This is a genomic window from Dermacoccus sp. NHGro5 (genome assembly GCF_017565385.1).
Lineage (GTDB): Bacteria > Actinomycetota > Actinomycetes > Actinomycetales > Dermatophilaceae > Dermacoccus > Dermacoccus nishinomiyaensis.
This window is the reverse complement of record NZ_JAGEKQ010000036.1, coordinates 21367-33117: the sequence shown is the minus strand read 5'-3', so window position 1 is coordinate 33117 and position 11751 is coordinate 21367. Positions and strand designations below refer to the sequence as shown.

The window sequence follows — 11751 nt, the reverse complement described above, 5'->3', positions numbered from 1 at the left end:
AATTTGGCGGGGCCCCACACACACGTTCAGGCGTGCAAGACGATCAGTGCTTGATCATCCCGTGCGGGTCGATGATGTACTTCTCGTCCGAACCCTCGTTAAACTTCGCGTATGCGTCAGGGGCCTCATCGAGGCTGATGACCTTGGTGTTGAGCATGTCGCTCAGGTAGGGCATGCGGTCCCACAGGATGGCCATCATGAGTTCACGGTTGTAGTGCATGATCGGCGCCTGGCCCGCGGAGATGCGGGGCGACTTGATCCATACCTTGCCGAAGTCCAGCGGGAAGGTGCCTTCCTTTCCTTCCTGCGTCGGCGCGAGCGGGTCGGGCCCGTAGACACCGATGACGCCCGTGGCGCCGCCGGCTCGGGTTGCGTCCATGACCTGGTTGATCGCGGCCTGCGGCATGAGCTTGTCCGCGTCGGAGCCGATGCCGTGAGCTTCGGATCCGACGTAGTCGACGGCGCTGTCGACCATCGGCTCACCGAGGATGGCCTCGATCTGGTCGGTCAGGGGCACGTCCTTGGACAGGTCGATGGTCTCGCAGCCGTTGCGCTTGACGAGGTCGAGTCGCTTCTGGTCGTAGTCGCCGACGATGATGCACGACGCACCGAGCAGGCGGGCCGCAGCAGCGCCGCAGCGTCCGACGGGGCCAGCGCCGGCGATGTACACGGTGGAGCCCGGCTTGGCGCCGGCTTCCATGAGACCGTGGAATGCGGTGGGGAGGATGTCCGACAGCAGCGCCAGGTCGCGGATCTTCTCCATGGCCTGGTCCTTGTCGGGGAAGCGCAGGAGCTGGAAGTCGGCGTAGGGCACGAACATGTACTCGGCCTGGCCGCCGTCCCAGTTACCCAGGTTGAAGCCGTAGGCGGCGCAGGAGGCGTCGGGGTTCGTCGTCTCGCACACCTCGGTGTGGCGGGCGCGGCAGTTGCGGCAGCGGCCGCAGGCGACGTTGAAGGGGACGGAGACGAGGTCGCCCTCGGACAGGAACTCGACGTCAGGGCCGACCTCGACGACCTGCCCAGTCATCTCGTGACCCATGAGCATGCCCTCGGGCACCGGGAACGAACCGCGGTAGATGTGCAGGTCGGACCCGCAAATGTTCGTTGCGACGATCTTGAGGATGACGCCGTGCGGGGCCTTCTGGCCGTTCGGCATCTCGAGCTTGGGGTAATCGACGGTGTCGACTCGCATGTCTTCGGTACCGTGGAACACCACGGCGCGGTTACCAGTTGCCATGTCTTTCACTCCTTCGACCGCCCCAGCTCGAAGCGGCCCGTCGAGGGGCCCGTGGATTACGGGTCTGCCTGTAGCTAACCAGAGTGCGGTTGTTTGTTCCACCCTATGCAACCGCGTCGGGGCCTCCATGTCGCGAGTTGACTCGCCCGGGTTCGGTAGAGGCTGTCATGCGGCGCAAGGGTCGACAGCATGGCAGCACCAGGGGCTGGCGAAGATTCGATTGAGCCGAGTCTGCTGACGGTGCCTACACCCGAACCGGGTTCCAGCACGCGACCGCCGTCGCTACCCAACTCGCGCATCGCGTCCCACATTGCCTCCACGATGCCGGCGTCGGTGTGATGCGCGTTGATCGTGGTGCGTCGCGCGGCCTCGAACTCCTCCTCGCTCAGCACCTGCCGTAGCTGGGCTACGCCGAGGACGAGTCATGACGCTCGCCGCGAGGTGGTCGTGGCGCAAGGGCCGTCATCGATCGTCAGTTGACGCGGGTGGGCAGCTCCTGGCCCGCACGGTGGGCGTCGATGTTGGCAAGGACGACGTCGGCCATCGCGCGGCGCGTCTCGTGTGTCGCGCTCGCGACGTGCGGGGTGATGACGACCGTGTCGAGGTCGTATAGCTCCTGCGGGATGCCTGGCTCGTCGGCGAACACGTCGAGCGCGGCGCCCGCGATCGCGTCATGCTGCAACGCCTCGATGAGCGCCTCCTGGTCGACGACGCTGCCCCGCGCAATATTGACGAGGTAGCCGTTTTCACCGAGGGCAGCGAGCACGTCGGCGTCGACGAGCGCCTTCGTCTGCGCGCCGCCAGGAGTCGCGACGACGAGGACGTCGGCCCATTCGGCCAGCGCCGCGGGGCTCTCCTCGTAGTCGTAGGCGACGTCCTTGCGCGAACGATTGTGGTACCTGATCTCGCAGCGGAACCCTTCGAATCGCGTCGCGATGGCCTGCCCGATGCGGCCGAGACCGAGGATGCCGACCTTCGCTCCGGTGACGCGCCGCTGCAGCGGGTACGGGCCGTCACTCTTCCAACGACCCTGTCGCGCATACCGATCCGAGGCGGAGATGGCGCGCATGACGTCGATCGTCAGGCCGATGGCGAGGTCGGCAACACAGTCGTCGAGGACGTCGGGGGTGTTCGTCACCGGGATGCCACGCGCGGTGGCCGCGTCGACGTCGGTGGCGTCGTACCCGACGCCGAAGTTGGCGATGAGTTCGAGGTTCGGCAACGCGTCGATGAGGCGCGCATCCGCTCCGACGCCCGCACTGCTGACGACGACGCGGATGTCGGCGGCGTGATCGTCGAGCATCGCGCGTCGGTCAGCGCCACCGTGTGGCCAGGTCAGGGCGCCGTCATCGACGAGCTGCTCGACGAGCGGCGGGTACAGCCCGCCGGCGCCCAGGATCAGTGTGTCGCTCATGCCCTCATCGTGGCATCCCGGTCACGCTCGAGCCGATGCGCCCCGCGACGCGCGCGGCACCACGGAGCGGGGCACCCAAGTCCTACGTGTCGGCCGCCAGCGTCTGGGAGACGAAGATCAAGGTGCGCTCCGGCAGGCTGTCCGGGCCTGACGACATCACGGCCCTCTGCGGGCGGCCGGGCTCTTCGAGTTGCCCATTCTTCCTTGGCATGCCGATGAGGCGGCGCGCGTCAGCAGCGAACTGCCCTACCGCGACCCGTTCGACGCGATGCTCGTCACCCAGGCAGCCCTCGAAGCCCTGACCCTGGTGACAGCCGACCGCCATCTTCTCGGCACCTCGCTCTGCCGCACCCTCGACGCCTCGCGCCGAAGACGACCAAGCGAGCTCCTGGCCGAACCTGCGAGGTCAGCCCCCGCCCCCCACGCTGACGACGATCAAGCGAGCCCGCTGGGCGAGCGCTGAGGAGTCAGCGTCAAAGATCATCGAACTCCGGGTGACCGGGCAGCGCGCTCGCGCGCTGCCCGGTCACCCCGAGTTGCGCAGCGCTGTCGCCAGTCCGTTCATCGTGAGCAGGATGCCGCGTTTGAGTTGGGGGTCATCGTCGCCGGCGCGGTAGCGGCGCAGGAGTTCGACCTGCAGGTGGTTGAGGGGCTCGAGGTAGGGGAAGCGGTTGAAGACGGAACGTTTGAGAGCGGCGTTGTCCCACAGCAGGTCGTCGTGGCCGGTGATCTTCTCGTACATGGCGAGGGTGCGGGCGTGTTCGTCGCGGATCTTGTCGAACACGCGCGCTCGCAGGTCGGCGTCTTCGACGAGTTCGGCGTATTCGGCGGCGAGTCCGAGGTCGGATTTCGCCATGACCTGCGCCATGTTGGAGATGACGGAGCGGAAGAACGGCCAGCGTTCGACATAGCCGCGCAGCTGCGCGAGGCGCGCGTCGTCGTCACCGATCCAGCGTTCGAGGGCGGTGCCCGTGCCGTACCAGCCGGGCAGCATGACGCGGCACAGCGACCACGACATCACCCACGGGATGGCGCGCAGGTCGGCGATCGACGACGTCGGTTTGCGTGAGCTGGGGCGGGAGCCGATGTTGAGTTCGCCGATCTCGGCGACGGGCGTCGACGTCTTGAAGTAGTCGACGAATCCGTCGGTGCGGTGCACGAGGTCGCCGTACGCCTCGCGGGCGAGGGCGGCGATCTCGTCCATCGCGGCGTAGGCGTCGTCGACCTCGGACGGTTCGAGACCCTCGACGTCGAGCAGGGACGACTCGATCGTCGCGGAGACGAGTGCCTCGAGGTTGCGCGTGGCGAGCTTCGGTTCGGCGTACTTGGCGGCGATGATCTCGCCCTGTTCGGTGAGGCGCAGCGAGCCACGCACGGCGCCCGGCGGTTGCGCGAGGATCGCGTCGTAGCTCGGGCCACCACCACGTCCGACGGTGCCGCCGCGGCCGTGGAACAGCCGCAGTCGGATGCCGGCTTCTTCGGCCACCTCGACGAGGTCGAGTTCCGCGCGGTACAGCGCCCAGTTGGCGGCCATGTAGCCGCCGTCCTTGTTCGAGTCGCTGTAGCCGAGCATGACCTCCTGCAGCCCTCCGCCCTTGCGTGCAGGTGCACCCGGGTGCATCTGCACGCAGTGGGTGTCGGCGGGCGGCGCCTTCGAATCGACGAGGGCGCGGTAGGCGGGGACGGCGAGCACCGCGCGCAGCGTCGTCGCGGAGACCTGCAGATCCTCGATCGTCTCGAACAGGGGCACGATGTTGACGCTGCAGCGCGGACCGTCTGGCGTCACCGTCAGCAGCCCGGCCTCCTTGAGCAGGACGGCCGTCTCGAGCATGTCGGACACGCTCGTGCACATCGAGATGACGTGGTTCGGCACGGCCTTCTCACCGAACGTCCTGACGGCGTGTGCGGCGGCCGCGGTGATCGCGAGTTCCTTCGTCGTCGTCTCGCTGAACGTCGCATTCGGCCCGGCGAGGGGACGGTTGTTCGCGAGCTCCGCGGTGAGCAGCTCGACGCGGGCGTCCTCGTCGAGCGCGGCGTAGTCGTCGCAGACTCCGGCCCAGGCGAACAGCTCCGCGATGGTCGCCTCGTGCGTCTCGGAGTTCTGGCGCAGGTCGAGGCCGTAGAGGTGAAAACCGAACGTGCGCACCGCTTCTCGCAGCGTGGCGAGTCGGTCGTCGGCGATCAGGTCGTCACTGGTGCTGCGCAGCGAGGCGTCGATGACGTCGAGGTCGGCAAGGAACTCCTCGGGCGTCGCATAGGCGACGTACGGGTCGTCAGCCTCACCGCCCTGCCCCGCGCCGACCCAACCTGCCGCGCCCGCCGAACCGACCGCGCCGGGATCGCCCGGATCAGTCCCCACGACGACTCCATGCGTCTCCATGAGCCGGTCGTGCACGTACGACAACGCCTGACGGTAGGGCTCGTCGTCGCGGGCGTCGCCGGCGTCAGCTGCGTGCTGCGCGAGGGTCAGCAACTCGTCCGTGACGGGCGCCATGCGTCGGGAGAGCGACAGGCTCGTCTGCAGCTTGTCGAGCTCGCCAAGGTAGTGATCGAGCGCCGTCTCCGCGGCACGGCGTGTGGCGTAGGCGACGACGTCACCCGTGACGTTGGGGTTGCCGTCACGGTCGCCACCGATCCACGAACCAGCCTGCAGCACAGGCTCATCCGCGATTCCAGCGCCCGGGAGCAGGGCCGCGAACGCATCACGCAGCTCGGCGTTGAGCGTCGGCATCACCTCGAAGAACGCGGCGTCGTACCAGCGCAGGCCCGCGTCGATCTCGTCGGTGATCGTGATCTTGCTCAGCCGGATGAGGGCCGTCTGCCACAGCGTCAGCACCCACAGCTTGATCTGGCGCAGGTTCTCCGCGTCCTCGCTCGGGTCGAGCTGCATGCGCGTGCGCTCCCGCATGAGGCGCTTGATGTGGCTCTGCGCCTCGAAGACGGTGCGGCGGCGCGTCTCCGTCGGGTGCGCCGTGATGACGGGAACGACGGTGGCGCCCGCCAGCCGCTCGGAGGCCGTGTCACCGTCGATGTGGGCGCCGGCGAGCTTGCGGAAGGTCGCCGCGAGCGAGCCGTCCTGCGGGTCCTCCCCCGCCGCGACGTGAGCGGCGCGGCGACGCTCACGGTGCAGATCCTCCGCGATGTTCGCGAGCAACGCGAAGTGGCTGAACGCGCGGATGACGTGGAGGGCGTCGCGCGTCGACAGCCCCGTCAGCGTGTCGCCGAACGACGCGCGGTCGACCTCCTGACGACGGACCCCGAACGCCTTGACCCGGGCGTCCTCGACGAGGCCGAAGACGCGTTCACCCTCGTGCTCGCGGATGACGTCACCGAGCAACCCGCCGAGCAGACGGATGTCGTCGCGCAGCGGCTCGGTGGCCGAGCGGTCCGCGTCAGTGGTCGTGAAGTGCAGAAGTTCTGACATGTTCGCCAGTATGCCGAGGCCGGCCCCCGCGTTTCAGCGGCGTCCAGGCCGTGTCACACGCCCGAAACACGCTTGCGCCACAGCGTGTTCGAGCTCGGGGGATGCGGCAATGACCTGACGTGCACGAAATGGCGCGGCTGGGCCCTGCGTTCGCCGCGCGATGCAGCCCTCAGGCCGTGACGCGACGCCGGTACGCGAGCACCATGGCGGTCGCCGTCAGTGTGCCGACGATGGCGACGACGAACACGGTGTGGATGTTCGAGACGTCGAGGACGAACGCTCCGAGGGCGGCTCCGCCGGCGATCGCGAAGTTGAAGATGCCCGAATCGAGCGCTGCGGCGGGCTCGGCGTAGGGCCCGGCGCTCGTCAGCACCCAGTGCTGCAGCACGACGGCCATCGCGCCACCGAACAGTCCCCACACGCCCATCGCGAGGGCCGCGACGGCGGGGGTTCCCGAGAGCATGAGGCCCGCGATGCCGGCCGTCATGCCGCACGTGACGAGCAGCAGCGCGAGCATCGGGCGACGTCGCATGATGGGCGCTGAGCCGACGTTGCCGAACAACCCGGTGATGCCCATGACGAGCAGCATCGCGCCGACACCCGCGGGGCTGACGTGCGCGAACTCCTGCAGCGCAGGGCTCGCGTAGGTGTACGCGCAGAACTGCGCGACGACGAGCACCGCCGTCACGAGCAGCGCGAGACGCACCGGGCCGATCGACCAGGCGCGGCGGTACCCGTCGGTCGTGAACTTCTCGTCGACGAGCACACTCGGCACGAGGAACCACAGCGCTACAGCAATGAGGAAGCAGAACGCGGCGAGCGCGTAGAACGCGACGTGCCACGTCCACGTCGTGCCGAGCCACGTGCCGATCGGCACGCCGAGAATCGTCGCTCCCGACGCCCCCGCGAACGCGACGGTGGTCGCGAGCGCCGCGCGTTCGGGCGCGACGATGCGGGAGGCGACGATGGCGATGAGCGCCCAGAACACGCCGATGCCGAGCCCGGCGCACAAACGCGCGACGAGGTAGACGGCGACGTTCGTCGCCATCCCGGACGCCGTGGTCGCGGCCGCGACGACGAGCAGTGCCGTGAAGAGCACGACGCGGCGATCGAGGGTGCCGATGGCGAGTGACGTCGACAATCCCATGACGCCGGCGACGGCGCCGGCCAGCGTCACGCCGAGGCCTACGGCTCCTTCGGAGGCGTCCAGGTCGTCGCTGATCAGGGTGAGGACGCCGATCGGCAGCTCCTCGACCGTCACCATCGCGAAGATGCCGAGGGCGAGCACGACCACCCCCGGCCACCCTGACGCCCGCAGACCCCTGTGCTCGTTCATCGCCCTCCTTCGACAAGATGGCCGCCCCACAGGATCGGGGCGGCAGATGAACTCCCAGTTTCTCAGACCTGGCGCTCTTGGCGAATCGCTGCGCAACTGGGCGTCAACACCCCGCCCCATCTGCGATTCCTGTCCCCATCCGCGATTTTCGTCCACATCTGCGATCCAGCGACCCAACGGCGATTCACGGATAGATGTGACCGAGAATCGCCGTTGGGTAGGGGCTGATCGGGACCCAGGTGTCGCGCTCGCCGCCCGGCCCGCTCCGCGCGGTGTCGGCGACGTGCCCGACGTCGAGGACGGCGATGCTTGACGCGCGGGGTCGATGCGTCACGATGGAGGGGAACATCCATTCCCGAGACGTAGGACGCACCGTGACGGCGCCATCAGCCTCCTCCACCACATCAGCCCCCGACGGCTGGAACGCCTCCGTCGCCGCGAACCCCGACGGCGGCGCATTCTTCCAGCTCGCGGAGTTCGCCGAGATCAAGGCCGACGCCGGGTGGAGGCCCCGCTTCGTCGACGCGGGCGGGGTCGCCGTCATGGTGCTCGAGCGGATCGTCCCGCCGCTGGGGCGGCTGTGGTACGTGCCGCAGGGCCCCGGGCTGGCGGAGGGCAGCGACCCGTCGGGCGTGCTGACGGCGCTGGCCGCGCAGGCGAAGAAGCGCCTCGTCTTCGCGATCAAGTTCGAGCCGCAGCTCGTCGAGTCACCCGAGAACCGGGCGGCGCTCGAGGCCGCGGGCGCTCACCGCACGACCGACGTCCAGCCCACGTTCTCGACGGTGTGGCTCGACATCCGGCCCGACGCCGAGACCCTGCTCAAGGGCTTCGACTCGAAGGCACGCTACAACATCCGCCGCGCCGTCAAGGACGGCGTGACGACCGCCGAGGTGCCGATCGACGACGCCTCGTGCCGCACGTTCTACGACCTGTTCGTCAAGACGGCCGAGGGCCGTTTCGTCATCCGCCCCTACGAGTACTACCGCACGTTCTGGCAGACGTACGCGCGCGACGGCCGCGGCGCCTTCTTCTTCGCCTACTACGAGGGTGAGGTCATCTCGGCAGACTTCGTCATGATCAACGGCCACCTCGCGAGCCGCAAGGACGCGGCGTCGGTGCCCGTCAAGAAGGTGCGCGGCGCCGCGGCGCTTCTCGTGCTCGACACGATCAAGGCGCTCAAGGAGCGCGGCGTCACCGACTACGACCTGTGCGGCGCCCCGCCCTCGGATCGCGCCAAGGACGAGACGCACCCGCTCTACGGCGTCGGACAGTTCAAGACGGGGTTCAACAAGGAGATCACCGACTACGTCGGCACCTGGCTGCTGCCCGTGATGCCGCTGCAGGCGAAGGCGTGGGAGGCCGGCGTCGAGAAGGCTGTGCGCAAGGCCCACTTCGTCGTGAAGAAGACGCCGTACTTCTGATCGGCGCCCGCGCATCCTGCGATTCGGGTGAGATGCCGCGCGGGGCGAGAATAGGCCACGATGAATGCCCTCTTCGACCTCGGCGCCATCGGACGCGGGCTGCCCTTCGCGACGGCCACCGCTGAGTTGACGCGCGCTCTCGACGCGGGCGCGTGCGTCGTCCAGGCCCCGCCCGGCACGGGCAAGACGACGCTCGCGCCGCCGCTCGTCGCGAACTGGCTCGCTGAGCGAGGCGACGCATGGCGCGACGTCGACACCGCAGCGGCCCGTGGAGTGACGCCCGGCCGAGCGGGCCGCGTCATCGTCACCCAGCCGCGCCGCGTCGCCGTACGCGCTGCCGCACGCCGTCTGGCACAGCTGACGGGGACGCGTCTCGGTGACGTCGTCGGCTACGCAGTGCGCGGCGAATCCCGTTCGAGCGCAGCGACACTCGTCGAGTTCGTCACGCCCGGTCTGCTCGATCGGCGCCTGCTCGCCGACCCCGAACTGACGGGCGTCGGCGCCGTCATCCTCGACGAGGTGCATGAGCGCTCGATCGAATCCGACGTCGCGTTCGGCCTGCTCGCCGACGTACGCGCGCTGCGTGACGATCTCGTCGTCGTCGCGATGTCAGCGACGCTCGACGCACCGCGTTTCGCCGATCTCCTCGCCGCGACCACCACGTCGGGTGAGGCACCCCTCGTCGATTGCCCGTCTGCGCTGCACCCGCTCGACGTGCGATGGGCGCCGTTCGACTCGCCCCGCCTCGACGCGCGCGGCGTCACCCGGGCCTTCCTCGAGCACGTCGCGCGCATCACGACCCGCGCGCTGGATGATGCCGACACTCATGCCGGCGGGCGTGGCACTGCCGCAGCGACGGACGCCGTCGCCAACTTGGCCGGCTTGCGGGGCTGCGACGCGCTCGTCTTCCTCCCAGGTGCGCGCGAGGTGTCGATCGTCGCCGAGCAGGTGCGGCAACTGCGCCCCGAACTCGACGTGCTCGAACTGCACGGGCGCATCGACGCTGCCGAGCAGGATCGCGCGACGGCCGGTCGCGGACCCGGCGAACCGCGCCGCGTCGTCGTCTCCACCGCCCTCGCGGAGTCGTCACTGACGGTGCCCGGCGTGCGCCTCGTCGTCGACGCCGGGCTCTCGCGCGAACCTCGACGCGACGTCGCGCGCGGCATGAACGGCCTTGTCACCGTGGCGTGTTCGCGCGCCAGCGCGGTGCAGCGTGCCGGCCGTGCGGCCCGTCTCGGGCCCGGCATGGCGGTGCGTTGCTACGACGAGCAGACGTTCGCGCGCATGCCCGAGCATGTCACGCCCGAGATGGCGACGAGCGACCTCACCGACCTCGCCCTGACGTTCGCGGCGTGGGGCACGCCGGGCGGCACCGGGCTTTCCCTGCCGACGCAACCACCTGCGCCCGCCCTGCGCGAGGCGACGCACACCCTCGTCGGCCTGGGCGCGCTCGACGCTGACGGTCGCATCACCGCCCTCGGCAGGACGCTCGTCGAGGTACCCGCCGACCCGCGGCTCGCCCGCGCCTTGCTCGTCGCGGCCGAGCGAATCGGCGCCCGATCGGCCGCGGAGTACGTCGCCGCACTCGCCGACGACGTCCGCTCGAGGGACGCCGACCTCGACCACGCGATCGCCGAGCTGCAGGGGGCGGCCCGTTCGCGGTGGGTGCGCGAGAGCGAACGCCTCACGCGCGTCGTCGCGGCCGGCTCGAACGACGCCGGCGCCACCCCGGACCCCGGGTGGGCGCCCGGACACGCCGCGGCATCTCGACGGGCTCGCTCCGTGGACGCCGAGACCGAGAGCGACGCCGGTCTCGTCATCGCTCTTGCGTATCCGGAACGCGTGGCGCATCGCGTCGCCGAGGGCGTCTACCTCACGGCGTCGGGAACCCGTGCGGGGCTAGACGATTCACCGTTGACCGAGTGTGAGTGGTTGGCTGTCGCGGACGTCGCGCGTTCCGATGGTCGCGCCGCGCGTGGGACGGGCGCCGTCATCCGGTTGGCGGCCCCGATCACTCGACCGATCGCGGAGGACGCAGCGGCGCACCTGCTCGTCGACGAGGTGCGCGCGACGTGGGACGCGACCTCCGGCAAGGTCGTGGGGCGGCGCGTCAAGGCGCTCGGCGCGATCGAGTTCTCGGCGACACCAACGTCCCCGACGCCGGAGGTGGCGCGACAAGCCGTCGCGAATGCTCTTGCAGCGCAGGGGCTTTCGTTGCTGACATGGAGCGATGCTGCAGCGGCGCTGCGACGCCGTCTGGCTTTCCTGCACCACCACCTCGCCGACCCGTGGCCCGCGATGGACGACGACACGCTGCTCGCCCGACTCGACGAGTGGCTCGCCCCGGAGCTCGACCGCCTCGCCCGTGGGGCGAAGCTCGCCTCCATCGACCTGACGGAACCGCTGCGTCGCCTGCTGCCCTGGCCCGAGGCGACACGTCTCGACGAGTTGGCACCCGAGCGGCTGCGTGTGCCCAGCGGCTCCAGCGTGCGCATCACCTACCCACCCCTCGACGAACCGGGCGGCCCGCCCATCGTCGCAGTGAAACTGCAGGAGTGCTTCGGGCTGACGCAGACCCCGCGCCTCGCCGACGGGCGCGCACCTGTGCTGTTCCACCTGCTGTCGCCTGCCCAGCGACCCGTCGCCGTCACCGACGACCTCGCCTCGTTCTGGGCCGGGCCCTACGCGGGCGTGCGCGCCGACATGCGCGGCCGCTACCCGAAGCATCCGTGGCCCGAGGACCCTCTCACACACGTCGCGACGGCGAAGACGAAGAACCGCCTCTGAAGCCCGGCAGCACTTCGGGGCCACAATCCTGCATGGCCGAGTTGCAGTCCCCCAAATCCCAACTCGAGGGCCGCAACCCCGCATGGCTGAGTTGCAGTCCGCAACTCACCGGCCGACAGCCTCAACCCGCCT

General features: G+C 69.5%; 6 protein-coding genes. 2 read left to right on the top strand and 4 right to left on the bottom strand.

Annotation, left to right across the window (positions count from 1 at the left end; all coding sequences use genetic code 11):
* Nucleotides 1-43 precede the first annotated feature (43 nt).
* The 4 genes from J4Z35_RS12910 to J4Z35_RS12895 form a co-directional block, all read right to left on the bottom strand.
* Nucleotides 44-1237, bottom strand: coding sequence for an alcohol dehydrogenase catalytic domain-containing protein (locus tag J4Z35_RS12910; RefSeq protein WP_208065639.1), 1194 nt, complete (start codon nucleotides 1235-1237; stop codon nucleotides 44-46).
* 472 nt (nucleotides 1238-1709) lie between these two features.
* Nucleotides 1710-2651: a 2-hydroxyacid dehydrogenase gene (locus J4Z35_RS12905; protein ID WP_074040558.1), complete on the bottom strand. Its 942-nt coding sequence runs from the start codon at nucleotides 2649-2651 to the stop codon at nucleotides 1710-1712.
* A gap of 526 nt (nucleotides 2652-3177) precedes the next feature.
* A complete protein-coding gene (gene ppc / locus J4Z35_RS12900) occupies nucleotides 3178-6075 on the bottom strand; it encodes a phosphoenolpyruvate carboxylase (protein ID WP_074040560.1) in 2898 nt (965 codons plus the stop codon).
* A gap of 169 nt (nucleotides 6076-6244) precedes the next feature.
* The gene (locus tag J4Z35_RS12895) at nucleotides 6245-7411 is read right to left on the bottom strand and encodes an MFS transporter (protein ID WP_074040561.1); all 1167 of its coding nucleotides are present in this window, start codon (nucleotides 7409-7411) and stop codon (nucleotides 6245-6247) included.
* A 374-nt stretch (nucleotides 7412-7785) separates the two neighbouring features.
* Between J4Z35_RS12895 and J4Z35_RS12890 the strand changes: the two genes are divergently transcribed.
* Together J4Z35_RS12890 and hrpB are read left to right on the top strand one after the other, a co-directional pair.
* Nucleotides 7786-8832, top strand: coding sequence for a peptidoglycan bridge formation glycyltransferase FemA/FemB family protein (locus J4Z35_RS12890; protein WP_074040562.1), 1047 nt, complete (start codon nucleotides 7786-7788; stop codon nucleotides 8830-8832).
* A 60-nt stretch (nucleotides 8833-8892) separates the two neighbouring features.
* Nucleotides 8893-11619, top strand: coding sequence for an ATP-dependent helicase HrpB (gene hrpB, locus J4Z35_RS12885; protein WP_074040563.1), 2727 nt, complete (start codon nucleotides 8893-8895; stop codon nucleotides 11617-11619).
* Nucleotides 11620-11751 lie beyond the last annotated feature (132 nt).

Excerpts from the sequence above, each read along its gene's own strand:
- J4Z35_RS12910 (WP_208065639.1), bottom strand. The coding sequence starts at position 1,237 with ATGGCAACTGGTAACCGCGCCGTGGTGTTCCACGGTACCGAAGACATG.
- J4Z35_RS12905 (WP_074040558.1), bottom strand. The coding sequence starts at position 2,651 with ATGAGCGACACACTGATCCTGGGCGCCGGCGGGCTGTACCCGCCGCTC.
- ppc (WP_074040560.1), bottom strand. The coding sequence starts at position 6,075 with ATGTCAGAACTTCTGCACTTCACGACCACTGACGCGGACCGCTCGGCC.
- J4Z35_RS12895 (WP_074040561.1), bottom strand. The coding sequence starts at position 7,411 with ATGAACGAGCACAGGGGTCTGCGGGCGTCAGGGTGGCCGGGGGTGGTC.
- hrpB (WP_074040563.1), top strand. The coding sequence starts at position 8,893 with ATGAATGCCCTCTTCGACCTCGGCGCCATCGGACGCGGGCTGCCCTTC.